The sequence below is a fragment of the Cupriavidus sp. SW-Y-13 genome, from assembly GCF_009793345.1.
Classification (GTDB): Bacteria; Pseudomonadota; Gammaproteobacteria; order Burkholderiales; family Burkholderiaceae; genus Cupriavidus.
Genome location: NZ_WHLX01000004.1, coordinates 43262 through 63659 on the forward strand (window position 1 = coordinate 43262; position 20398 = coordinate 63659).

The 20398-nt window shown below is 61.5% G+C and carries 27 protein-coding genes; 22 read left to right on the top strand and 5 right to left on the bottom strand.

Annotation, left to right across the window (positions count from 1 at the left end; genetic code table 11):
* Genes GA566_RS30040 through GA566_RS30060 form a run of 5 tightly spaced genes read right to left on the bottom strand, consistent with a single transcriptional unit; the run spans position 1 to position 3580 of the window.
* On the bottom strand, positions 1–600 hold the full coding sequence (locus tag GA566_RS30040) for an RDD family protein (protein WP_051069075.1): 600 nt from the start codon (positions 598–600) through the stop codon (positions 1–3).
* A complete protein-coding gene (locus GA566_RS30045) occupies positions 597–1454 on the bottom strand; it encodes a DNA/RNA non-specific endonuclease (protein WP_017514910.1) in 858 nt (285 codons plus the stop codon). Before GA566_RS30045 ends, GA566_RS30040 begins: the two co-directional genes overlap by 4 nt.
* Entirely contained in the window at positions 1451–1966 is a 516-nt protein-coding gene (locus GA566_RS30050; protein WP_017514909.1) for a VRR-NUC domain-containing protein, read from the bottom strand. The genes GA566_RS30045 and GA566_RS30050 overlap by 4 nt, the downstream gene beginning before the upstream one ends.
* 2 nt (positions 1967–1968) lie before the next feature.
* On the bottom strand, positions 1969–2559 hold the full coding sequence (locus tag GA566_RS30055) for a hypothetical protein (RefSeq protein ID WP_017514908.1): 591 nt from the start codon (positions 2557–2559) through the stop codon (positions 1969–1971).
* A complete protein-coding gene (locus GA566_RS30060) occupies positions 2552–3580 on the bottom strand; it encodes a ParM/StbA family protein (protein WP_029309145.1) in 1029 nt (342 codons plus the stop codon). The genes GA566_RS30055 and GA566_RS30060 overlap by 8 nt, the downstream gene beginning before the upstream one ends.
* 235 nt (positions 3581–3815) lie before the next feature.
* Between GA566_RS30060 and GA566_RS30065 the strand changes: the two genes are divergently transcribed.
* The 22 genes from GA566_RS30065 (at position 3816) to GA566_RS33090 (ending at position 20308) form a co-directional block, all read left to right on the top strand.
* Entirely contained in the window at positions 3816–4340 is a 525-nt protein-coding gene (locus GA566_RS30065; RefSeq protein WP_017511114.1) for a hypothetical protein, read from the top strand.
* A gap of 1627 nt (positions 4341–5967) precedes the next feature.
* The gene (locus GA566_RS30070) at positions 5968–6237 is read left to right on the top strand and encodes a hypothetical protein (RefSeq protein ID WP_011514782.1); all 270 of its coding nucleotides are present in this window, start codon (positions 5968–5970) and stop codon (positions 6235–6237) included.
* A gap of 35 nt (positions 6238–6272) precedes the next feature.
* Positions 6273–8066 carry a UvrD-helicase domain-containing protein gene (locus GA566_RS30075; protein ID WP_017511117.1) on the top strand — a complete coding sequence of 598 codons (1794 nt, stop codon included), beginning with the start codon at positions 6273–6275 and terminating at the stop codon, positions 8064–8066.
* A 121-nt stretch (positions 8067–8187) separates the two neighbouring features.
* A complete protein-coding gene (locus GA566_RS30080; RefSeq protein WP_017511118.1) occupies positions 8188–8592 on the top strand; it encodes a hypothetical protein in 405 nt (134 codons plus the stop codon).
* 30 nt (positions 8593–8622) lie between these two features.
* Positions 8623–9153, top strand: coding sequence for a hypothetical protein (locus GA566_RS30085; protein WP_051705539.1), 531 nt, complete (start codon positions 8623–8625; stop codon positions 9151–9153).
* A gap of 24 nt (positions 9154–9177) precedes the next feature.
* Complete coding sequence (locus tag GA566_RS30090; RefSeq protein ID WP_017511120.1) at positions 9178–9774, top strand: hypothetical protein; 597 nt, start codon at positions 9178–9180, stop codon at positions 9772–9774.
* 41 nt (positions 9775–9815) lie between these two features.
* Positions 9816–10391 carry a hypothetical protein gene (locus GA566_RS30095; RefSeq protein ID WP_124682102.1) on the top strand — a complete coding sequence of 192 codons (576 nt, stop codon included), beginning with the start codon at positions 9816–9818 and terminating at the stop codon, positions 10389–10391.
* Positions 10388–11182: a hypothetical protein gene (locus GA566_RS30100; RefSeq protein WP_017511122.1), complete on the top strand. Its 795-nt coding sequence runs from the start codon at positions 10388–10390 to the stop codon at positions 11180–11182. Before GA566_RS30095 ends, GA566_RS30100 begins: the two co-directional genes overlap by 4 nt.
* A gap of 37 nt (positions 11183–11219) precedes the next feature.
* Positions 11220–11426, top strand: coding sequence for a hypothetical protein (locus tag GA566_RS33085; protein ID WP_175582404.1), 207 nt, complete (start codon positions 11220–11222; stop codon positions 11424–11426).
* Between the two features lie 53 nt (positions 11427–11479).
* Entirely contained in the window at positions 11480–11848 is a 369-nt protein-coding gene (locus GA566_RS30110; protein WP_011229295.1) for a hypothetical protein, read from the top strand.
* A gap of 80 nt (positions 11849–11928) precedes the next feature.
* Positions 11929–12156 carry a hypothetical protein gene (locus GA566_RS30115; RefSeq protein ID WP_017511124.1) on the top strand — a complete coding sequence of 76 codons (228 nt, stop codon included), beginning with the start codon at positions 11929–11931 and terminating at the stop codon, positions 12154–12156.
* A 25-nt stretch (positions 12157–12181) separates the two neighbouring features.
* Positions 12182–12310 (top strand): hypothetical protein, encoded by a 129-nt coding sequence (locus tag GA566_RS33605; RefSeq protein ID WP_017511125.1) that lies wholly within the window; start codon positions 12182–12184, stop codon positions 12308–12310.
* Positions 12311–12446: 136 nt separating this feature from the next.
* Positions 12447–12710, top strand: a complete 264-nt coding sequence (locus GA566_RS30120) for a hypothetical protein (RefSeq protein ID WP_011229296.1) — start codon at positions 12447–12449, stop codon at positions 12708–12710.
* 185 nt (positions 12711–12895) lie between these two features.
* A complete protein-coding gene (locus GA566_RS30125; RefSeq protein WP_017511126.1) occupies positions 12896–13102 on the top strand; it encodes a hypothetical protein in 207 nt (68 codons plus the stop codon).
* Between the two features lie 18 nt (positions 13103–13120).
* The gene (locus tag GA566_RS30130; RefSeq protein ID WP_017511127.1) at positions 13121–13552 is read left to right on the top strand and encodes a hypothetical protein; all 432 of its coding nucleotides are present in this window, start codon (positions 13121–13123) and stop codon (positions 13550–13552) included.
* 50 nt (positions 13553–13602) lie between these two features.
* On the top strand, positions 13603–13899 hold the full coding sequence (locus GA566_RS30135) for a hypothetical protein (protein ID WP_017511128.1): 297 nt from the start codon (positions 13603–13605) through the stop codon (positions 13897–13899).
* Between the two features lies 1 nt (position 13900).
* A complete protein-coding gene (locus GA566_RS30140; protein ID WP_017511129.1) occupies positions 13901–14083 on the top strand; it encodes a hypothetical protein in 183 nt (60 codons plus the stop codon).
* 130 nt (positions 14084–14213) lie between these two features.
* Positions 14214–14519 (top strand): hypothetical protein, encoded by a 306-nt coding sequence (locus GA566_RS30145; protein ID WP_017511130.1) that lies wholly within the window; start codon positions 14214–14216, stop codon positions 14517–14519.
* 115 nt (positions 14520–14634) lie between these two features.
* Positions 14635–15399: a DUF3850 domain-containing protein gene (locus tag GA566_RS30150; protein ID WP_200876318.1), complete on the top strand. Its 765-nt coding sequence runs from the start codon at positions 14635–14637 to the stop codon at positions 15397–15399.
* A gap of 2 nt (positions 15400–15401) precedes the next feature.
* The gene (locus tag GA566_RS30155) at positions 15402–16073 is read left to right on the top strand and encodes a hypothetical protein (protein ID WP_017511132.1); all 672 of its coding nucleotides are present in this window, start codon (positions 15402–15404) and stop codon (positions 16071–16073) included.
* Entirely contained in the window at positions 16070–17485 is a 1416-nt protein-coding gene (locus tag GA566_RS33460; protein WP_017511133.1) for a hypothetical protein, read from the top strand. Before GA566_RS30155 ends, GA566_RS33460 begins: the two co-directional genes overlap by 4 nt.
* A gap of 69 nt (positions 17486–17554) precedes the next feature.
* The gene (locus GA566_RS33090; RefSeq protein ID WP_017511134.1) at positions 17555–20308 is read left to right on the top strand and encodes a hypothetical protein; all 2754 of its coding nucleotides are present in this window, start codon (positions 17555–17557) and stop codon (positions 20306–20308) included.
* The last annotated feature ends 90 nt before the right edge of the window (positions 20309–20398 follow it).

Genomic DNA, 20398 nt, shown 5'->3' on the forward strand with positions numbered 1-20398 from the left:
TCAGATCCTTTGTTCGGCCTTGCCGAGCTTTGGGGCGATCGCCTTTGCCTTGGCGACAACGTTGGTCCCGGGAATGAAGTCGTGCAGGAACTGGCCGTTTGCACTCATCAGGGGGATGAGAAGCAGCAGGCCAGCCACTGCAGCGAGGAAAGCCGGCGAAGCGATGAAGAGGAGGCAAGTCAGGGTAACCACCTTCATCGCACTTCGCAGCAGAATTTCCCCAAAGCGCAGCTTTCGGTCGGCCGCGCTGCGCGTGGCCAGTCGGAACAGCCACTTGCCGGGAGTTCCTTCCATCCGCAGCTTGGCAAACATTGATTCGTAGGCCCACCAGATGGCGGGGAGGCCGGCCATCACGTATGGCGCGATACCTCGCGCGATCGCTTCGTACCAGGCAAAAGTCAGGTGGTCAGCAGGCACACCCGCAAAGATCACCTGCAGCTGCTCGGCTGACGGCATATCCATCATCATCGCCGCTATCCACGCTGCACCGATGGTTGCTGCGGCCACTACCGCTGCGAGGATACATGCATCTACGGCATTTGCGCCCAGCCGCCTACTGATGAGCAGGACCCTTGGCAGGACGTTTCGTTTCGTGATCATTGGGAATTTCCTATCGCGTGAGTAGTTGTGCTGCCCGGGAAAAGGTCTTTCAGGACCCGCTCGGCAGATTTTTCGATCCCCCGATCCGATCTGCCGCGGAGTTCGGGGCGGGGGAGGGGGAGCTTCGATGCCTTGGCTTCTGCCGGCAAACTTGGGAAGAAGACCAAGCCGGCCATCGCTTCAAGCTCAGGGAGTGAGACGACCTCGTAGGCTGTCCCGGGTTCGTTGTTGACAACGTAGGCCGCTCCCTTCTGTGCGGCTGGGTCGAAGACGACCTTGAAAATTCGGTCCGGGACCAGGACGCGCCCATTGAGCTGTTTGACCTTGGCGCCGGTGAAGAGTGGGCCGGTGATGACATAGAGCGAGCCGCGACGCTCGACAAGGTTGCGGACAGCCATCTCGATTCCGGCAAAAAGGTGGCGGTTGTTGTCCGGGTCCTGAGCGACGATGTTGCTGAGTGTGAAGCTCTCATACCGGGCCTCGGGAGTGCTCATGTCGCCACTTGGGGCGAGGTGACCTCGGTCTAGCCCCGACCGTGCAAAGTCCGCTAGTTCGGCGCGGTCCTTGGATGGGAGGCGCGAATCAGGGTGAAACGCGTCCGCCCGCTGCAGCGATCGGGCGGCGCGAATACGCGAAGGCGTGAGATGTTCCGCCGACCAGATAGCCGCACGGCTTAGGGGCGAATGCATGACGGCGAACTCGGTAAAGCAGAGCTCCGTAGCGCCCTGCGCCAGGCGGGCGTTTGCGACGATAGGAGCCGTGCCCTGGTAGTAGCTTCGCGCGCAGGCTGGGTCTTGGGCGTACCCCGGGATTGCCAGCACGCACAGCAGGGCGGCGAGCAGGTGCGATTTCATCGTAATCTGGTCCTCTTTGGCGGCTCGTACACAGTGCAAGGAGAGATCCCCTGGCCAATGCGTGCAGGAATGAAGTTGGCAAGTTGAGATGCGTCATCGACCCAGCCGGCCAATCCTCCGTTCTGCGCCACGTTCTGAAGGAATGCCCATTGATCGTCGGTGGGCTCCTTTCCCGGGCGCTTCACTTCCACAGCGAAGAATCGACCATCTTTCAGTTGTCCGACGATGTCTGAGACGCCAGGGATAGAGAACCGGACAAAGCGCTTCTGATCCCCTTCGCCGTACACAGCCACGCCTGTGTTCATGCGCATGACCCAAGCAACGCTGGGATGCTGCTCGAGCAGCTCCATGCATGCCAGCAGTACTTTGGTTTCGCGCGGCGACGGCGGATCGGTCGGCTTCGCTCTCGCCGCCCGCTTCGTGGGCTTCTCCTGGGGAACCACCGGCGTGCTGGTCTTCTGAGCACGACCGAGCAGCGCCTCGTACTCCTTCTCGCTGAGCCGTTTTCCCATTGCTAGCCGAACATGTCGCCAAGTTTTTCCAGTGCTTCGAGCGCTACGGGGTCGATGCTCTGGGGGCTCGCCGGCGCCGGATGCGCGGCTGGGACGGTTCCAGGGTTTGCGGCAACGGCAATGGCAGGGGGCACGATCGTGGCAGGCGTTTCCGCTTCCTCCATACCCTGCGCGAGAAGTGGTTGGATGGGCTCGACCACTGTTTCGCGCAAGGGTGGTGGTTGCTCCGCCGGCGCCTCTGCTACCGGAGACGGGGTAGCAGGACGGGCAGCCGGCCGGGCTGAAATTGCGCGGGGCTTCAGCACCCTGGCAGAGCGTCCCTTGGCGCCTCGGCGCACCTGCTTGTCGTGCGGTGCGGATTCGATGAGACCCCCGGGACCAGCCAGTGCCTCCTCAATGGCGTCATCCAATGTTCCTGCATCCCGGTGCTTGATGAACCACTGATACAGGACGCCCCGGATGAGAGGGGTTTCGGTCCGGTATGGCATTTCTGCGAGGAACTCCAGAGCCCCGGGGCAGGTTGCCTCCGCGATCACCAGGTTGATGCGCCGCTCCGGTTCGTCTGGGTCGAACACCCGGATGAGCTTAGGCATCTACGGTTTCCTGTTGGCTCTGCCGCTTCATCGCTTGGCGCAGCGCCACGCCCATGCCGTAACGGCCGAAGCCATTGGCTACTGACATGCGGGGGTTGTCAAGGAGAATGCAGTGCGACCACTTCTTCTTGATTTCCTCATAGAGCAGCGGGGCGCCACCGCCGGCCAGGATCACGCCGTGCAACTTCCGCACGTCCATGGACAGCAAGGAGTCGGCCTTGGCGTTGATCTTCTGGGCAACGTGCGAGACCGCCTTTGCAACTTCTTCGGAGATGTCGATTTCTTGACCAAACTGCAAAATCGATTTGGTCCGGATCGCGGTTTCGCACTCGATGAGATTCGAGTGAATCCCGCGGCCATCGAGAATGCGTACCAGATGCTCCGCGGCGAAATTCAGCCCTTCGCATGTGCCGGCGCCGCGTTCAACGTACTGCCCTTCGAGCATCAGCAGAAAGTCGGTCGTGAAGTGGCCGACTTCGATGACAGCCCAACTCTTCGTCCGCCCGGATGCGTCAGTGATATGACTCCGGATCGGGAGCCCCTTTTCGTCGAGGTAGAAGTCGCAATACGCGCCCATCGGTTGGGGCAGGACCCGCATCTCGGCCTTAACGACACGTTCCGTGACCTCTTTGAGCCGAGCTTGCTGGGAAGAGAACAAGTTCGCTGGGGTACCGATCACCAGAAGCGGCTTGTCGAGGCCCGGAACCCCCATGGCTTCAAAGCGCTTCATGGTCGAGGCGACCAACACCTGGTACTCGGGGGTGTTGATCCAGTCGTTCGACAGGCCGGCATTGGCGCCGGGGCTGCCCTGCAACCGAGCAGTGTCGCCCGTGAAGAACTGCTTTCCCTCGATTTCGACGGTTTCGATGGCGGCTCGTCGAGCGGTCGTCTCGTCGGAGATCCCGATGGCGGGCGAGACGATGGAGGGGAAGGTGAGGGGGTAGGACTCGCCTTGGGCAAAGGCGACGGCCTTGACGGCGCTACGGCCCACGTCGAGGCCAATGATGGTTTGGGTCAGCATGAAATTCTCACAGTGCAGAGTCGAAAAGGCCCCGCAACCGGGGCCGGCCACCGATGCGCAATCCGCTGTGCGCAATGTGTACTGCTCATTGTTCACTGCAGATACCGCACCTGTTACGCGTCCGCATTTTAGAATACATAACACGTATTGACAAGACGACTGTAGCGAACGGAGAATTGCCCCCCCGGGGTTGTTTACGCAATGTGATAAGCAACCCCCAAAGGACGCTTAATACATGGTGCGTAACCAACCCCCCGAGATCGACGATTTTGCAGTTGCCCTGACCGCGGCCCGAAAGGCGGTCGAGGAGACGGAAAACCTTATCCGAATCATTGATTCAACCCTCGAACGTATTGATTCCCTGATGTACGTGATGCAGCCGTTTCAGTCCGGCCGAATTGGCATAAAGCGGGTGTTCAGTAACGGGAGATTGCGCTGGCAAGTGCGAATCTTTCGGCAGCTCCGTAGCCGCAAGTGGGTCTCCTCGTTTGCGAGCCACAAGGGGTTGCGGCGCCGCGTGAAGCGTTCCCGGGAGTGGGAGGCAAACTACAAGTTCCTGCAGTTGCTCTGCGATCGAGTCACCCTGCTGTTTGAGTTGCGGTCGCAAGCGGTGGACCGGCTCTGGCGTTTCTCGCATGGATCGACCCGTTCCACCAGGGCCCGAGAGGCTGCGATAAGCGACACGGTCGCCCTAGTGGACGGGCTGCTGGAGCGGATCGAGGCACGGTTCGAAGGCGATATGGAACTTGAGGACGAATAGGCTAAGCGGGATCAATGCCGACCAAGGCCCTGGTGCAGAGACTGTGCCGGGGCTTTTTCTTTATGGGTAGCGAGTGTCTCGGCCGGGCCGGATATTGGGCGAAGATTGGATTGAGGCGGACGTAGAGGAGATAGCTGCCAGGCGGAGGTCCTGTGGGGAGTCGGGATTTCTGCCACGCGGGGTATTGGGCGGAGGGAGTCCTGGGCTCTGTGCGATGGGAGACGGGACTGGCTCTGGCGGGATCTCGGGTTTGGCCTGTTCTGCGGCTTTGCGTAGTGCGCTGTTCTGCGGGCGGGTGGATGGGCTGGTTGTCTCACTCTGCCGACCGGTGGTCGTTCTCTCGCCTGCGCGGGTGTCCGCCTTGTTCCCTTGTTCTCTCTCTGTCCGATTGGGCGGCCGGTGGTCCTGTGCTTGTTGCGGTGGGGCGGGGAGGTAGCCGGCGATGGCTTGGTGCGGAGTGAGCTTGGGCGCGGAGTGAGAACTTCGGTTGGCGGTGGCTTGGGTTTGGTGTCCCTCGGCGGCCCGTGGTCCGCCGGAGGCTTTGGTGTCGCCGGCGCATCAGCGCGGGCCCCGTGAGGGGCTATGGTTCTGCCGACGGGATAACTATTTGTCCTGCCGGGGCTCGTTCTGGTGGTGTGCGGGCTGGGCTTGTGCGCCCTCCTGCGTCGGGGTTGTTGCGCCGCCGTGAGCATAACCATTTGTCCTCTTCCTTCCTTGTGTCGCCGCGGGATCTCGCTCCCTGTTCTTCCTGAGAGCCGGGTGCGCTGCTGCTGTCCTGCTGCCGGGGCGGGATTGGGCTGCTCCTTCTTGCCCGGTCATCTCTCACCGGAACTGTGGATGGGATCGAATGGATCTAATGGATGAAGGGGAGGGGCGGCCGGTGTCGTTCTGCCGATGGCGTGTCGGGGAGCCGGGTGGATCTGTCGGCGGGGCGGAGGTCTTGGGCTGGGGTGGTTGTTCTGCTGGCGTGGGAATGGTGCTGGTGGTGGATGGTTGTGGCGCTGGGTGGCTGGTTCTGTCGGCGGGGGATCGGGTGGAGCGGCGTTGTGCTGGCGGGAGACTGATGGTGTTGGTTCTGAGAGTGGCGGCGGTGCGGTGGTGGTGTCAGGCGGAGTGAGAAGTTTCGCTGGCGATGGTGCGAGAGAAGTCGGGTATGAGCTCGGATCGAGTGGGGCTGGTGTATCGGCAGGCGATGGCGTGGGTGAAGTCGGGTATGGGCGGGGCGGGGGCGGGAGATTGGCTGGCGATGGCGTGTTGCGGTGTGGTTGTTGGGCAGGCGGTTGTTTTGGCCGTGTGGGGGAGGGCTGGCGTACCTGGTGCCGTAGCCGCCGGCGCCGTGGGGGCGACGCCCGGCGAAGCCGGGCTGGGGTGTTGCCCCGGGGTAAATGTTTGGCCGGAGGGCTTCTCTTGGGCGCTCCCCTGTGGGTAAATGGTTGCCCCTGCTACCGGGTTCTATGACCGGCGTCGGTGAGTAAATGCTTGGCCGTTGCTGTTTCGCTGGTCTGGGTGCGGTGTATGTTGGTGTTGCTCTACCCATGCGTAACACGTATGCATAATTTGCTTGATTGATCTAAGTACTGTGCGTATGATGGGTATAAATGGTTGGCCCCATATGAAGGGGTATGAGATGCGTACGAAGGTGAAGGTTGGTCTGATGATTGGAGGTGTCGTGCTGGTAGCAGCGGCGATCGTGCTGGCGCCCGTGCTGCGCGACCTGCCTTGGCTGAAGTGGACCCTGTACGTGTGCGCTGCACTGATGCTGTCCCCGCTGTTCATGGGCGGTCTCGTGGACGTGCCCGCCACCACCCCGGAAGATCCGACCTTCGAAAAGAATCGCATCGGCGATGCAAGGCAGGACGTCTGGGGGTTCAACGGCCAAGACAGCAACAACGACTAAGCGCGGCGAAACTGGAAAGGATGAAAGGGGTCGAGATGAGCAAGGCTACGCACGAACAACTTACCGCGATCAACAGCGCCGTCCGTCGCCTGGTGGTCCAGGCCTGCCCGGGTGCCGGCAAGACGTTCACCCTGAGGGAGTACGCCCTGGTGCGTCCCTCGGAGCGCATCCTGTACCTCACCTACACGAAGTCTCTCCAGACTGAAGCCGAGGGCAAGTTCCCCCAGAACGTCGAATGCCGCACCACTCACTCCCTTGCGTGGTCGTTCGGCCGTCGCTTCAAGGACGCCGGTAAGCTGGGCGACCTGCGCCCGAGCGACTTCGCCCGCGCCTTCGGCATCGAGATCGGCTTTGCCAGTATCCTGGTGACGACTGTCACGAGCTTTCTGTTCTCCGCGGATACCGACTTCGAGCCGCACCATGTGCCGGACACGATCGCCGAGGCAGATGTCGCTGAGACCCTGAAGTGGGGCCGGCTCGCTTGGGAGGCCATGCAGGATCTCGGCCGCAAGAACGTTCCCATGCCCCATGACGGCTATCTCAAGCTGTTCCAGCTTTCGAAGCCGGACCTGTCGCGTCGCTACGATCGCATCCTGTTCGACGAAGGCCAGGACGCCAACCCGGTCACGACCTCGATCGTTCTTGCCCAGAATTGCCCTGTGGTGATCGTCGGCGACCGGTATCAGGCGATCTTTGCCTTCCGGGGTGCCGTCAATGCCATGGACATGATCCAACCGGATGAAACGGTCTACCTCACCCAGAGCCATCGCTTCGGCCCTGGCATTGCCCGGCTGGCCACGATGCTCCTCTCCGCGTTCCGCGGCGAAGAGCGACCTGTGTACAGTGCCTTCCCGGATCGGCCGACTGGCTACACGGTCGACGTTTCCAAGCCGTACGCGGTCATCGGCCGCACGAACGCCAAGCTGTTCGACAAGGCTGTCGCCATGCTGGGCAACAAGCGTCTGCACTTTGTCGGTGGGCTCAGTAATTACCCATTTGACAAGTTGGTGGACGTTTGGAACCTGATGAGCGGCCAGCCGGCCGCCGTCAAGGACCAGTTGCTCAAGACCTTTGGTTCGCTGGAGAAGCTCGAGGAGTACGCGACGGGCGTTGACGACAAGGAGATTCTCTCCCTGATCGGTGTGGTGAAGGAGTACCGCAGCGCGATCCCGTCGCTGGTCGAGAGGATCAAGGCGGAAGCAGTGGAACAAGCAGAGCACGCTGACGTTCTGCTCTCGACGGCCCATCGTGCGAAGGGTCTCGAATTCAGCCAGGTACTGCTGCTCGACGACTTTGAAGACTTCGTCACGGCCAATGGCGAGCTGCTGACTCTGGATACGCCCGAACTGGTCCAGGAACTGCACCTGCTGTTCGTGGCACTCACCCGAGCCGAGGACGTTATCGAGCTCAACGCCCAGATGCAGGACATCATCGCGATCCTAGGGGATCGCGTGCCTGAAGCTCAGCCAACCCCGGGCGAGAGGAGCACCGAACAAGTGGGGGAGCAGCTTGGCCAGATTCCGGGTTTTGATTACGTGCCGGTTGTGTATACGTGTGATGTAGCGGAAAATGTCACACGTGAACAAAAGGCACCGGTGGTCGCGCTGGCGCAAGTGCCGGTTGGTGCTGGCACTGACATTGAGAAATCGGTGGAGCTGGCGATCCTCCGGCAAGGCCTCCTCCACGTTCCGCGGCTGGCGCAAGAGGTTGGCGTGAGCCGCGAGGTGATGGCGGATGTCATCGTCGAGATGATCCGGAAGGGCCTGCTGGCCGAGTCGCTCTTCCTGGGTAGCCCGGAAGTAGTCAGCCGGCTGCGGGTGGCTGCGTGATGGTTTCCCAGGAGGGATGGCTGGTTGCGGCACCCGCGTGGCGTCGCCATAGCCGTCGGTGGCTCCTGAAGGTGGAACATCTCATGTCGTTGGATTGGTCAAGTTTCGGAGAATTGGGACGATGAAGAACAAGGTCCGAGCACTCACCGAGCAGCAGGCGAAAGAAGTCTGGGCGATTCTCGTGCGCTGCTGCGGCGCACGAGATGTCGTCACGACGGCCGCAATCTTTGCGCGGCTCATGTCCGGTTGCACAGTCCCCATCCGATGGACGTTCGATAGCGCCAATGGCAGCGCGGTGTTCTGCGCTCCGGAGATGCGTGTCATCCCACGGGTGTCCATTCCGACCGGCACCTGGGTGGCGATGCTCCTGCGGGCGAACGAAGAGCTCTCTTTCATCGTGCCCGCCGGCGCCGAGATCGACTGCCGCTCGCTGGCGGAGCTCGCTTCGTGTGACCGGACCCAGGCCGCGGCGTCACTGGACGCACAGGGGGCAGGGGCTCAAGCCACTGCGCGCGTCGCAATCTGATTTTGACGTTTGGTCAAGAAACCAAGAATCATGAGCTCCATTGAACTTCATACTCGCTGCGGCCTAAAGTGCGTTCGTCTCGGCGGCGGCTGGTACTTCAATCCGAAGGTCAGCACGCAGGGCTTCTGCTACGTCGGCGATTCGACGGCACCCGATACCGAGATCGGCCCCGGCAGTCGCTACTACGGTCCCGACGTATGGGAGTCCAAAGACGGACCCATGTACGGGCGTGAACTACTCAAGGTTCGCCCGGTGCACTGGGATGCATGGTTTGCCGGTCACCTCAACGAAGCATATGGCGGCGATCGCCAGTACGACCGCATGAAGGCGTGGCCTGCGAAACTCGAGCTCACCGATGCCGGGCGCGACAAGGGGCTCCACGAACTGGATGGCCTGGTGGTGGGCAGCGAGGAAGAGTTCGTTGCTCGCCTGAAGTTCTTCGCCCAGGTGCCTGCCGTGGCAGTGCGCAAATCGGGTGTCACCGAACAGAAGGGCGCTTTCCCGCGACCGAATCCAGTCGTGGCAGTCACGTCCGCTGCGTGGCTCGGCGCCCAGCTCTGACGATGGCACATCTGGATTCGACGTTTGGTCAAGTCGGAACGGGTTTGGGGGGATTCGATGGAAAGGCTTGATCACGAGCCATCGAGCCGCACGGCGCGGAAGGCGCAACGGCTGCTGTCATTGGGTTTGCCAAGCGACGAGACAGCAGGGCGCCGAGGTGAATCCCGGAGCGCGGCCTGGCCTGTCGAGCCGGACCCCGCCGCGATCGACCTCGCAAAGGGGATTCTCGGTGCCCGATTCGAGGCGGACCACAAAGACCTGAATGCCATGCAGCGGGCCGCGCGAGATGCAGGGCTCGCGTTCGAGCTCACGCTCTTCGGCCCGGATGCAGCGGATGCGAGGTGCGTTGTCACGGAGGTGGCGGCATGGAACCTGCGCATAGCGCCGGCGGCGCGAATCCATCGACGGATTGGCGCCTTGTCGCGGAAGGTGAGCAGATCGGTCGCCGCATCGGTTGCTCGTGTAGACCCGACCACCCTGGGCGGCCGTGGGGCAGCCGGCCGTCAGCGCGATCACAGCCGCGCTGCAGAAGGCCGCGCCATCCTGCGCGGCCAGATCGCCCGGCTTGAGGCCGAACTCACTCGGCGAGCAGCTGAGTCGTCAGCGGACGACCAGCGATGATCGCCCGTATCCAATTCTGCGAGATCAACGGAGAACGAAGCATGCCGCGCACCACCACCGAACGCCCACGCATCGACGCGCTGTACTTCGGCGAACGCCTGGAGCGCGTGCTGTCCGGCATCCACCGTTACACGCCGGCGGAGCTAGCCCGCGAGTTGACCCGCATGGCCATGGTCGCCGCTCCGGACATTGCCGTGAGGGAAATCGAAGAGCGCCGCGCGTCGATCGGTAGCGCCGCAGCGGACGCTCCGCCGACAGAAGCTTGCAGCGAGGACGGCGTGGCCACGACCGAGGCCGCGTGTGCCGATCCGAACGGCACCGCGCTGCGCAAAGCTGTTCTTGCGGGTTTGGTCAAGCTGGGCCACGAAATCGACGATGACCGCGTCACCATCTACCGGGCAAAGGAGGATTCGGGCAACGCGCTTCACCAGGTAACCGAGGCGATCGTGAGTGCGGTGAGCGCCGTTCTCGCTCGAACGGATCTGGTATGCCGGCCGGCGTCCTACGCAAGCCTGTTTGAAATGGACTTCGGCAATGCGGAGATCGTGGCGCTCTCCCGAGACGGGGAAAAGCAGGGCGCCGTACAGGCCGCGGCAGCCGTGGAGGCCGGACGATGAACCACAATCTTTCGCCGAAGCCAGTGCCGGCGATTGCCGTTCTGAGATGGGCACGACAGGCCGGGGACCTGATTCGTCGCGGCTTCATCGCCTGGGTGGCGCTGATGGCTGTGTTCTGCATCGCCGCCAGCCTGGTCCGGACATCCGTCGTGCTGGCCACCGTGTTGTCTTCAATGGCGTTCCTCTTTGGCATTCGCGTCGCTGCACTTGTTGACGACACATCGGAACGCACGATCGGTGAGATGGTGGGCGTGGTAATGGGCGGGTTTGGCGTGACACTGCGCTACGCGGGTGTTGTCGTACTCACGGTGGCCGTACTGAACGCGCTGCCGGCGCTGCTGCTCGGCAACATCACGGCCGCCTTGCGTCCATTCCACAACCCGGGCCTGCAGTCGATCTGGAGCGCCACCGACACGTTCACCGCGATCAACGAAATGTTCGTTCTGCCGATCGCAGGAATGCTGATGTTCCTGTGCTGCTTCATCATGCCGCTCGTGGCGTCGACCTTCCAGTACCACCTGATCAGCTTCTTTGGCGTCAACTGGCGTCAGGCGTACCGAACCGGTCGAGCGGGGCTGCCGCGCATGAACATCGGCGCCATCTTTGGCTTCTACCTGGTTGCCTTTGGACTTCTCGCCCTGACGGTCGCGTTCGCGCCGATCGCGGCGCCGGTAGTCTTCGCTTTCCTTTCCGCCTTCTCGTACGTCGCGTTCCGAGAGATCTATCTCGGAATCGGCACGAATCGGAAGGTCGCCCTGGCCGAGTTGCGTGCCGCGGCTTCCTTTACCTAACAAACAGGAGATCCTCATGCATGCAGGACAAGTCAGTATGTCCAACGGAGTCACCATCGACGTGGTGCAACAGGAAACCGGTGCCGTTTTGCTCGAGTTCGGACGAGCAGGGAACTACACGGGTTTGCTGATGGCGGGCAATACCCGTGACGAGGTCCTCGCCAAGCTGGGTGAGCTCACTGCCTTGGTCGCCGCTCTGCCGCAGACGGCGCAGGCGGAAGAGCCCGCTCTGGCCGGTGCCTGACGGCGGCCGGTCAACCACCAGAATCCAGAAGAGACCGCGCAAGGGAGCGGGCCATGGCCAAAGACGATTTCATCCGCATCAAGTACACCCGCGAAGTCGACGGGCGCAAGAAGCGCAGCTCGGTTTCCGTGGACCCAGACCTCTTCGAGATCTTTGCGAAGATCCGCGGCACTGTTCCGGCAGCTCGCGCAGTGCTGCGTGAATGGGCGGTTGCGGTCGACGCGGACCGCCAGTGGCAGGATGGCCTGGGTGTCGATGGCGGCATCGGCCTTTCTCGCATGGTGCAGAGGCGGATGTTCTCCGAGATCAACACGTTCGTCGACAAGGGCATGGTGGTGATCCAGAAGGAGGATGCGGATCTGCATCCGAACGCCCCGCGTCCGACAAGGAGCGCGGCCCGCCGGCGGAGTGTCTCAGCCTGAGTGAAGCTTATCGGCTTGACAACATTTACCACTCACGTATTATACATACGTGTTATTAATCTATTTTCAGGATTGCGGCGATGAGTGCAGAGTCGGGACGTTCGAAGTTCCCCCAGTTCGTTACCAAGGAAGCTGAGCTTCGCCACAGGGAAGAAGCCTGCATCGCCAGGATCGAGAGCCTGCAACGCAAGCTTGCTGAAGGCAGTGTCATTCCGGTACCGGAGCTGCGCTCGGATCTGGCTACTGCGAAGCGGGAGTTGGCCGAGGTACGTGCGAGCATGGCGGAAGAGGGCATTGCGGCCCTGTAATGCGAGACCTCGAGAGCAATCAACCATGAAAAAGTACGCCATGGAGTTCTATCGCCGAAACTCGGTTGTGCTGCTCGCGTTGGCGGTAACCGTGGCAAGCGTTGTATTGACTATCGGTGCTGCGCATCTGGTCCACACATTCATCCTGACGTGACATGAAACCGCAAGAACTGGCAAAAAATCCGGCAGGACAAGACCAAATTGCACGAGCGCGGGAGCTTTGCGATGGATCTCTAGCATTGACCGCACGGTTGTCTGCGCTACTGAGGACGAAACCGACACGAGGGCAGATGCTCGACTTTCTCGAAGAGTTGAACAAGTCGGCAAAACAAACGGCGTACGAGGAAGGCATCAAGCGCATCTGTGAGGCGGTCGGCATCCTGGAGCCGTCTCCACAAGACAGGCTCATGGCTATGCAAGTAGGCATGCTTCGCGAGCAGAACGAGTTACTGCATCACATTGCAACCGGCGTTGGCGCGATTCCGAAAGACAAGCCACTTAGCTTCACCGGTGCGGTAGGCGCGGCGATTGTTGGCACCCTGCTCACACGCTGAGCCGTGCTCCGTCTGGAATTCTCCTCTCCTTGATAGTGCTCGGCAGCCGCTGAAATGCATGCTGCTAAACAAGGGAAAAGACGGAAGAGTAGGTCGCTGCAAGGTTGCGGTGCGTGGCCCGCGTGAGGCAAACCAACAACGACTGTAGTCCAAGTACACACAATCGACACGTAAGGAATCGCGCAATGGCAACGCACATCGACAACGACACTGCTGACCTCATCAATACTGTCGTGGACTTCGCGGCACAGTCGCGCAAGCAGTATGCGGACAGCAAGGAATGGACGACGACCGATTCGCATGGATGTGAAACCATCCGTGTTCCTGTGGCCCTGCTGAACCGCATTCGCGACCTCGGCATCGCCATCCAAAGCGCAACCTCTCACGCCTAACCATCTGAGTGGCAGAAGATGACCATCGAGATCAACATTTTTGGCGACCCGCCGACGCAGTCGGAGATTGACGGGAACCTCCGTGCAGACAGGAGGAGCCTTACGACCGGAGAGAAGATAGCACTTGGCCCAGGCGTACTAGGCCTTGAGGTTCTGGTCGGTGCGGCCGTCGACGCATTCAATGGTGAGTCCAACCGCATCACCGGGAAGAGCTCTCCGTGGGAAGCCGCTCCGGGCGCCATTGACTGGGACTGGTCCAGATCGATCTTTGCGGAAAGCTACGCAAACAAAGTGCGTGCCATGAAGCGCGATCTGGTGCGATGTGAAGTGACAGCATTGACGCGCCAGTTCAACCTGGAGCAAAAGGCGATCTCTGCTGTGAAGGAAGCCGGGGCGGTCGCGGGAAGCATTGCTGATACGATTCTATCCAGCGTCGTCGGCAAGAAGTGATCACCAGGGGCGGCGCTTAGGCTGAGGGTCTCACCGGAGGGTGCTCAAGCATGGTCAATATCCTGGTTGCCGCTCTGGCAGCCTTTGGCGTTTCGGGCTGCATCGAACTTCCTGATTTCGGGGCGGAATCCGCCGCACGCGAGGTGGCACAGGCCTATATCAGCGAGGTGACCGGCACCGACCCGGTCGCAATCAAGCAAAGTGTCCGGATCGCCGGTAGCAAGGCCTACGTTAGCGCCGAGCACGGCAACGGATTCAAAAGATGCGAGTTGGTTCTCAGACGGACCATCCAAGACAACATGACGGGCTGGCGGGTCGAGCATGCGACTTGCGGCTACGCAACCTGAAATGCCAAAGAGAGAAATAGACATTCAAGACGTGCTCAGGGAGCAATTTGAGTCCGGCGAAGCGGTCCTGGTACTGCAGGCGGAAATGCCTGATGCGGCCCTCTTGTTGGCGATCAGAACAGCCCTTTCGTATGGCGCCGCATTCAAGGTGGTGCCGGGGCAGCAGCTGCGACAGTTGAACTGAGCGCCGGTGATCGCCGGGGCTCGCATACCAGGAGAGCAGTGAGAATAATGGAAATGGCACAACGCGAAGCGGCACCTCACCGTCCGATTAGTTTCGAGCTCGCTCAGCAACCCATGAAGCCGGCATCGTGATGACCGAGATCGAAAAGCGTGCGTGCGAGGCCTTGCACCAGGCATTCTGCCGGCTCCGCCACTTCTCCACGCGGGACCTGAACGAGTTGGGCCGAGAGCACTTGTTCATGGTCGCCGACGCGGCGCACAACATTCCGGATGCGTTGGCGGGGAACGCGTGCCATCGAGCGAATCTGGAGCGAGACGTTTTGGAGCTCGAGGCCCTGCTTGTGGAACCATACGAGATCGCTATCGACAGATACCTTGGTCGAGAGGAAACACGGGTGTCGTTCTTCGAGAGCCTTCGGTCCGCCATTGGATTCTGACTAGCCGCACAGTCCCGATAAACTACCTAAGTCCGCTAACTGATTCCCCTTTCAACGTATGCATACGTGTAATGTAGCGAATAGTGGTCAACAAGCGGCGCCGGTGCAGGGTCCAGTGGATTTGGATGCGACCAGGCGCGATGCCGCCAATCTTCCGCCCGAATGGCAAAGCGGGGTGATTGCCCTGGCGGAAGAACTGGCTGGGGCACGAGCCTTGATCGAGAACTCGAGCAAGGATGCGGTTGACGCTGCCGCGTATCGTCGAATCAATACCCCGGAAGTGGCGCACTTCGTGCACGCTTCGTACAACGAGGCGATGCACCAGCGATTGCGCTGGGGGCCTGCGCACGACATGGCCAAGTCCAATGAGGACTGGTATGCGCTCCTGGGTTACCTCGCCGGCAAGGCGCAACAGCCTGACATCCCGCTCGATAAGCGCCTCCACCATGTCATCGCGACGTCCGCGGCCTGCTTTAACTGGCACGGGGTCCTGACGGGCAGTTGGTCGGACCGTGAAGCCGCCGATGCCCTCGAGCGAGCGCGGACCCAACCCCGAGGCCCCATCCAACACTCCCTGAAATGTGACAGTGAAGTCTTCAACGCCGTTGCGGACGGGCGGAAGACGCATGAGATCCGGTTCGACGACCGTGATTACAGGCTAGGTGACGTACTGCTCCTCAAGGAGACTGTCTACTCCGCTGCGGAAATGCAGACCGGAGCACCGGTGCTCTTCACAGGGCAGGAGATCTGGCGAGTCGTCTCGCACGTGCTGACGGGATACGGCCTTTTCCCGGGTTGGGTTTGCCTCTCCCTTGAGTCCCCGAACACAAAGCGGGCCGCGCTGGGCCCGGACACCGCAGCGAATTCACCGGAGGCTTGAAGATGACCACCATTCAGGAAGATGTCCCACAGAAACTTCTCGCGTTCGAGGTCCACGACGGTGACGATGGCTGGGCGATTCGCTTTGCGAGCACCAATGTCGTTGCTCGGCGGGAAGGCGCCGCAGAAATGGGTACGGACTTCGAGTCGGTCGAGCACTGCAAGCGCTCACCGAAGTTCGACCAGTACGCTCCGGGCCCGGTGCCGGCTTCTGCCCTGATCGAGAACGGCTGGACCATCCAATGCAGCCACTGCGAGCGCGAGGTGGGCCAGCACATGTTCGACGCACTGGCAGACGAGGACCTCGATCCCGACGACTTCGAGATTGTCACGGAGGGGCAACGAGCCTTCTGCTCGCGAACGTGTCAGGCGGAGCACCGCGCGTGGTTCCGCGGCCGTGCCGCCGCAGAATCAGCACTGATCGAGCTCGTACTAGCGAAGTACCCGCAGGCGACGATCAAGCGGGTCCATATCTGCGGTTCCACGCTGGAACCCACCGAGCCTGGCGGTGGAATGCGATGTCTTGCGGAGTTTCTCTTCCCCGGCGCGAAGTACGGCGGCGCAACCTTCGTGTTTGGCGACAAGAGCGTCTATGTCGCTCGCGGTGATGTCGACGCTTTCAATGCCCTCTATGGCAAATCCACGAAGACACAGGGCGAGGAGGTATCAGCATGACCCGAGCACCAGTAGTCGTCGGCTCGTCCGCCGCGATAGCGGCCATTGCGTACGCCGTCAAAGCCGACGAAGGCCTTACGTTCTTGCGCTGCTGGCAGCACGGCGACTTCGACGAAATTCGGGCCGATTGGCCTGATGCCCCTGAAGCGGTGTTCATCGGCGCCGAGGCGTTCTCGCCGGCGACTGCTGGCCGGAGCGATTTGGCCCAGGAGCGATCGGCGTTTGCGGAGCAAGTCATCGCGATTCTGGAGGGTAGCGCATCTGCCTGGGACGAAATGCTGGCCGGCGAACCTGACGAGGTTGTCCGGGATCGGATGCGTGCGCGATCGAATGAGAACCGGGGGAACATCGAGCGCATCCGGATGCTGCTGTCGGAGCCGGGTACTCCGGCGCCGCATAGCAATTGTCCGATACCGGTAGATGCCACGGAAGCCAAAGAGCGCGAGCAGGTGGGATGCGCGCACTACGGGACGGGGGTGTATGCCGCGGGGCTGGCCCGTGCGGCGGACATCGCGGAAAGCACCTGCTCTCAAAGCCGCAACCATCTTTTCCGAAGCGCCGCAAAGATCATCGCCGGGAAGATCCGTGCAGAGTCGCCAGAGCCGGCGCCACGCGCAGGGGACGCCATGCTGCAGGCCTTCAATGCATCGGGCCTCAAGCCGTCGGCGGGGAATCGCAGGGCCTTCCGTGCCGGGTTTGTCGCCGCCGCTCCACCACCAGTCGTTTGGGATGGGCAACCGGCCGAGACTATTCTCTACTGGGCAGAGGCGTACTCCGGAAACGGGTTTGGTGGCGGGCACGGCATGGTCGTCAAGCTCCTGAACGAGTATGCGGATCTATGCGAGCTTGTTGCCGCGTTCGGTGCCTCGATTCGCCTTGCGCCATTCCAATGGCGTGTTCAGCCCTGGATGCTCGAGTGCTTCGGCGCGAAGATCGCCGCGGATCGCGCAGAGCGCAACCATCGCTTCTATGAAGAGGCAACCGAGCTCGTACAAGCCAACGGCATGACATGCAGCGAAGCCCATCAGCTGGTCGACTACACGTTCGGCCGCCCGCCCGGTGAACTGAAACAGGAGATCGGGGGTGTGATGGTGACTCTCGCTGCTCTGTGCCTCGCAAGCGGCGCGGACATGCACCTGGCAGGCGAAACTGAACTGGCCAGGATCTGGACCATCGTCGAGAAGATTCGCGCGAAGCAGGCTGCAAAGCCGAAGCACTCGCCGCTTCCAGAGTACGTCCCAGCCGCGGTCTCGATGGATCGCTCCCTAAGCGATCGCATTTCACAGATCGCAATGGAAGCCGACGCAGCAGCGAACCTCGGTGGCAACCACCACCTAGCAACCACGCTAGGTGATATCAGTGAGCGGCTTCTGATGCTTGTCCATGCGTTGGAAGTACCAGCCAAACAGTAAGCAGCTCCGGGTCAGCATCAACGTGAAGGCGGATCTGGCCCCCACCCACTGCAGGAACCACAGATTGACATGACTGAGACCAGAGACACGCAGGAGGCGCAGCGAGCTATCGATGCCCGCATCGAACGGATGCGGGCCGATTTCGTGCGGCACTATAAGGCAAAAGGCTGGCCGAACTCCTACTTCGTCCCGCACAGCGGTGGGTCGATCGATTTCGGCCGGGCGGAAACGCAGGCCAAATGGGAGGGCTGGCGGGATCACGAGATCTTCGAGTGCTCGGCCTCGCCACATCCTGGCAAGCGCGTGCTGGCGACGTTGACTGAGCTAGTGGGCGCGTTGGACAAAGCCAATATCACCGTCTCCCAGGAAGTTCGCACAGTGATAGCGGAAGCCAGCGCTGCCGCGGCACCTGGCTGGGTGCTGAGCGAAGAAGAGGTCAAAGCGATTGGGCTTTCGCACGGGCTGATCGTGCGTGAGGAAGGGCGCTTATTCGTTGCGGCGTTGGACTTTCCCGGAATGATGGAGGCTATCCGTTCCCTGGTTGCTACGCGGATCTGTGAATCGGATGGGCAAGCAACTTACGAGACCAGGAAGGCGGCAATCGTTCGTGCGCTCCTCACGGAACAGTTGCTTACCCTCCAACAGCACTTGGCTCACATTCCGCACAAGGATGACGGCATCAGGCGCATCAGTCAGAAGGCGGTTCAGGAGATGATCGAGACAGAGATCGAACATGTTGCGCAGCTCCCTGACTTCAAGCTGATCCCGTATCACGAGAACGCGCCCGTCGCGCCAGCGCCGACTGAGGCCGAGATTGCGCAGGCATGGGCAACATACAGCCAGCAGCAACGGATCGGCAAGCCGACGGTCGCCGCATTCGTGCTGGACATGCTGAGGAAGTACCCCGCGCCAGTGCAGACCGAATGCCAGTGCCGCCGTTTGGGTGGATGGGATGGCGAGCATCATCCGTTGTGCGATGCCGCCCCGGCACCCGTCGCACCGGCGAGCGATCCTGCGGCGAATAGCCAGTGTACGCATGGGTATGGCTATTTGTGCGGCAGATGCACTTCTGGCGCCGCCACGGCACCCGCTGCGAAGGCGGATGGCGAGACGATCTACAAGAAGGTCGTTGAGGCTATCAGGCTTGCGGACAACGTGGGCCGGTCACGTGGATCGAACAATTACGCACTGAACCGTCGCGCAGTCGAAAAGCTCGTTGACCTGAAAATGGAGATTGCCGCCATGCTGCAGGCCCACCGGCACCAGAGCGGCGAGGCGGGGGAACACGCTGGCGACACCTATCTATGCAAAGCGTGGGGCGAAACCGATCTACCTGCGGCGGCTATCGTCGTCGGCATGGCTGGCGTGCGCGCTTTCCTGATCTCGGAATGGATCGGGTCTACGGACGCCGCTCAGGACGACGGCACGAATTCGCTGGAGGACGCCCTGCAAGACATGCAAGAGCAATGGGCGCGGGAAGGTGAAGCGTGGGAATGGGCGCTGAGGTTCGAGATTGGCGGCGTTAGCGTGCAGAAGGTCGGATGCGCAGCCCCGGCACCCACTGCGCTGGCGGATCTCAGGGCGGTGTTGGTTGGCGCCATTGTCGAGCATACAGATTCGTCGGAAAGCTGGGCGGAAGGCATTGTTCAGCAGGCGATGCTGGCCGGGCCTTTCGGAGCGCCCGCGGCACGTTTGCCGAGCGGCGCGCCTACGGCGCAGGCGGGAGAACTCGGGCTCAAACGCACCTTCAAACGGTACGACGCGGACGGGAAGGAAGATCCGCACGGGGTGTTTGTGTACTTTCTCGACATGCTCGAAGCAGTCAGCATCGCAACGGCACTTCCCGGAGAACCAGATGTCGCGCTCCTGGCCAGCATGGCAACTTGTCTGAACCACGGCTTTGGAATACTCCCAGCAGAAGCGCAGCGCAATATGCTTTATGACATGCGCAAGCTCTACAACGAGGTGGCGGGCCAAGGCTACTATCGCCCTGAAAGCCGGCAGACTTATACCCGTTGGCTATCCATGGAGATCGACGGCGGAGAGCGCGCGTCGGGCGGAATGGCGGACCTATTCGCATCGCAAGCCATTGCGCCGGAGCCGATCTACCAACTGCGTAGGGCAGACGGCTCATGGATTGACCAGGCCGAGCAGAGCTACCGAAACAACATTCAGTACGCAGCCAACATAGTGCGAATTGTCTATGAGGCCCCCGCAAGCGTCCAGCGCGTGGGTGGCCTCGCTAGTCATCCAGTCGTAGTCAAGCTGATCGAAGTTGCCCGATGTGCGTACCTCGCAATGGACGACTCGGAAGAGCAAGTGGTCGCACAACGGCGTTGTCACGTTGTGGATGCCGGGTCTTTCGATTCTCTGTCCAATGCGCTTGATGCTCTTGACGAACTGCCAGACGACCAACCCGGCCACGCCATGGGCCCCGCTCAAAAAGCAGAGTGGGCGCTGCGCGGGTCGGCGACAGGTGTTCATCAACCCAGCGCTGCGCCGCCGCCGGCGCCCGATCTGGAGGCGCCTGCTTCAGGCGCTGCGCCAGTTGAGCTCAAGGTGACGCCGGCCATGCGCGGCTGGCTTGAGCACATCGGGCGTGGAGGCGAGATCCGGCGCTCTGCCCAGTTTTTCACGGGCCCATACTCGACTCCTGGTCGCGGCGGCTTGACCTATGTGATGGTCGGAAAGCTCGAGGATGCGGGTCTGATCGAATGGGAGCAGGACGAGCCATTGGGGACTATTCAGCACGTTCGTGCTCGCCTGACCGATGCGGGTCGCGCCGCCATTGAAACGAAGAATGCGCGGGGTCGAAATGGCTGACAACAGAGCCGGACATGCCGTTGCAATAGGGGACTCGAACGAGAAGACGCTTCGGGAGTTGCTGCAGCTACACCGCAGCGCGGTGCATCA

Excerpts from the sequence above, each read along its gene's own strand:
- GA566_RS30040 (WP_051069075.1), bottom strand. The coding sequence starts at position 600 with ATGATCACGAAACGAAACGTCCTGCCAAGGGTCCTGCTCATCAGTAGG.
- GA566_RS30045 (WP_017514910.1), bottom strand. The coding sequence starts at position 1,454 with ATGAAATCGCACCTGCTCGCCGCCCTGCTGTGCGTGCTGGCAATCCCG.
- GA566_RS30050 (WP_017514909.1), bottom strand. The coding sequence starts at position 1,966 with ATGGGAAAACGGCTCAGCGAGAAGGAGTACGAGGCGCTGCTCGGTCGT.
- GA566_RS30055 (WP_017514908.1), bottom strand. The coding sequence starts at position 2,559 with ATGCCTAAGCTCATCCGGGTGTTCGACCCAGACGAACCGGAGCGGCGC.
- GA566_RS30060 (WP_029309145.1), bottom strand. The coding sequence starts at position 3,580 with ATGCTGACCCAAACCATCATTGGCCTCGACGTGGGCCGTAGCGCCGTC.
- GA566_RS30065 (WP_017511114.1), top strand. The coding sequence starts at position 3,816 with ATGGTGCGTAACCAACCCCCCGAGATCGACGATTTTGCAGTTGCCCTG.
- GA566_RS30070 (WP_011514782.1), top strand. The coding sequence starts at position 5,968 with ATGCGTACGAAGGTGAAGGTTGGTCTGATGATTGGAGGTGTCGTGCTG.
- GA566_RS30075 (WP_017511117.1), top strand. The coding sequence starts at position 6,273 with ATGAGCAAGGCTACGCACGAACAACTTACCGCGATCAACAGCGCCGTC.
- GA566_RS30080 (WP_017511118.1), top strand. The coding sequence starts at position 8,188 with ATGAAGAACAAGGTCCGAGCACTCACCGAGCAGCAGGCGAAAGAAGTC.
- GA566_RS30085 (WP_051705539.1), top strand. The coding sequence starts at position 8,623 with ATGAGCTCCATTGAACTTCATACTCGCTGCGGCCTAAAGTGCGTTCGT.
- GA566_RS30095 (WP_124682102.1), top strand. The coding sequence starts at position 9,816 with ATGCCGCGCACCACCACCGAACGCCCACGCATCGACGCGCTGTACTTC.
- GA566_RS30100 (WP_017511122.1), top strand. The coding sequence starts at position 10,388 with ATGAACCACAATCTTTCGCCGAAGCCAGTGCCGGCGATTGCCGTTCTG.
- GA566_RS33085 (WP_175582404.1), top strand. The coding sequence starts at position 11,220 with ATGTCCAACGGAGTCACCATCGACGTGGTGCAACAGGAAACCGGTGCC.
- GA566_RS30110 (WP_011229295.1), top strand. The coding sequence starts at position 11,480 with ATGGCCAAAGACGATTTCATCCGCATCAAGTACACCCGCGAAGTCGAC.
- GA566_RS30115 (WP_017511124.1), top strand. The coding sequence starts at position 11,929 with ATGAGTGCAGAGTCGGGACGTTCGAAGTTCCCCCAGTTCGTTACCAAG.
- GA566_RS33605 (WP_017511125.1), top strand. The coding sequence starts at position 12,182 with ATGAAAAAGTACGCCATGGAGTTCTATCGCCGAAACTCGGTTGTGCTG.
- GA566_RS30120 (WP_011229296.1), top strand. The coding sequence starts at position 12,447 with ATGCTCGACTTTCTCGAAGAGTTGAACAAGTCGGCAAAACAAACGGCG.
- GA566_RS30125 (WP_017511126.1), top strand. The coding sequence starts at position 12,896 with ATGGCAACGCACATCGACAACGACACTGCTGACCTCATCAATACTGTC.
- GA566_RS30130 (WP_017511127.1), top strand. The coding sequence starts at position 13,121 with ATGACCATCGAGATCAACATTTTTGGCGACCCGCCGACGCAGTCGGAG.
- GA566_RS30135 (WP_017511128.1), top strand. The coding sequence starts at position 13,603 with ATGGTCAATATCCTGGTTGCCGCTCTGGCAGCCTTTGGCGTTTCGGGC.
- GA566_RS30140 (WP_017511129.1), top strand. The coding sequence starts at position 13,901 with ATGCCAAAGAGAGAAATAGACATTCAAGACGTGCTCAGGGAGCAATTT.
- GA566_RS30145 (WP_017511130.1), top strand. The coding sequence starts at position 14,214 with ATGACCGAGATCGAAAAGCGTGCGTGCGAGGCCTTGCACCAGGCATTC.
- GA566_RS30155 (WP_017511132.1), top strand. The coding sequence starts at position 15,402 with ATGACCACCATTCAGGAAGATGTCCCACAGAAACTTCTCGCGTTCGAG.
- GA566_RS33460 (WP_017511133.1), top strand. The coding sequence starts at position 16,070 with ATGACCCGAGCACCAGTAGTCGTCGGCTCGTCCGCCGCGATAGCGGCC.
- GA566_RS33090 (WP_017511134.1), top strand. The coding sequence starts at position 17,555 with ATGACTGAGACCAGAGACACGCAGGAGGCGCAGCGAGCTATCGATGCC.